Genomic DNA, 1,613 nt, shown 5'->3' with positions numbered 1-1,613 from the left:
GCGTGTTGCCCAGCGCCGTGACGATTGTTTGCGGGAAGCCCGCCGTCACACCACCAGCCACCACATGAATGCCGCCGACATCGAGGGTTTGCAAGCCATCAAGCGCGGTCACGGTGAAGGTGCCGTTCTTCGTCAGGGCCGGGGTGTTCGGGTTGGTGCCGTCGCTGAGGTTTTTCTCGTAGACGGTCAGTTCGCCGCCGTAGACGTTGAGGCCGTTGAGGGTCACTGGATCGTCGTCGTTGTGGATGTTCAGCACCAGGTTGGCGGTGCTGGAATCGCCGTCGGCATCGGTGAGGGTGTAGGCGAAGGTTTCCGTGCCGTTGCCATTGCCGTGCAGGGCTTTGAACTCGGCATCACTGGTGTTCAGGGTGTAGGTGTAGGTGTAGGTGCCGTTGGCGTTCAGCACCAACGTGCCGTAAGTCCCGGCAAACGTGCCGGGGGTGATCGGGCCGGCGCTGGGGCCGGTCGGTATGCGGTCGGCGCCTTGTACGTCGTTGGTCAGTACATTGCCGTTGAGGGTCAGCAGGGTTTCCGATGCGGTGCTGGCGTTGCTGTCGTACACGCCTTGAGGCCGGTCGTCGATGATGTTGACGTCGAGCGTGCCGTTGGCGGTGGTGCCGTTATCGTCGACCACGGTCACGGCGAATTGCTCTGGCAGTGAGTTGGCGTCGTTGCCAGTGGGGTGGGCTTCGTTGTCGGCCAGGGTGTAGCTGTAGCTCACGACGCCAGTCGTGGCGTTGAACCCGGTGATCGTCAGCGTGCTCCCCAACGGAGTCATGACAGATTGCGGGAACCCAGTTGTCACACCGTTGGTAACTACCGCGATGCCGCCGACGCTCAGGGTCTGCACGCCATCGAGGGCGGTAATGGCGAAGGTGCCACTTTGGGTCAGCGCCGGGGTATCGGGGCTGCTGCCGTCGCTGAGGTTTTTCTCGTAGACGGTCAGTTCGCCGCCGTAGACGTTGAGGCCGTTGAGGGTCACTGGATCGTCGTCGTTGTGGATGTTCAGCACCAGGTTGGCGGTGCTGGAATCGCCGTCGGCATCGGTGAGGGTGTAGGCGAAGGTTTCCGTGCCGTTGCCATTGCCGTGCAGGGCTTTGAACTCGGCATCACTGGTGTTCAGGGTGTAGGTGTAGGTGCCGTTGGCGTTCAGCACCAACGCGCCGTAAGTCCCGGCAAAGGTGCCGGGGGTGATGGGACCGGCATTGGGGCCGGTCGGTATGCGGTCGGCGCCTTGCACGTCATTGCTCAGGACGTTGCCGTTGAGGATCAGCAGGGTTTCCGATGCAGTGCTGGCGTTGCTGTCGTACACGGCTTGAGGCAGGTCGTCGATGATGTTGACGTTGATCTGGTTGGTCGCGGTGCTGCCGTCGGTGTCTGTCGCCACCACATCGAAGTTTTCGGTGAGGCTGTTGTTACCGTTGGCGGCTGGATGGCTTTCGTTATCCACCAGGGTGTAGCTGTAGCTGATGACACCGGTGGTCGAGTTGTAGTCAGTGATGGTCAGCGTGTTGCCCAGCGCCGTGACGATTGTTTGCGGGAAGCCCGCCGTCACACCACCGGCCACCACATGAATGCCGCCGACATCGAGGGTTTGCAAGCCATCAAGAGCG

The 1,613-nt window shown here is 61.7% G+C and carries 1 protein-coding gene; it reads right to left on the bottom strand.

What is annotated here, in order from left to right; genetic code table 11:
* Positions 1-1,613: beta strand repeat-containing protein (locus AC1DWM_RS30040; protein ID WP_477796877.1), on the bottom strand; the 1,613-nt coding region annotated here is incomplete at both ends.

It is taken from the genome of Pseudomonas sp. P4_C8 (genome assembly GCF_056401975.1).
Note: the sequence above shows the minus strand (reverse complement) of the source record. Positions and strands in the feature narration are given on the sequence as shown.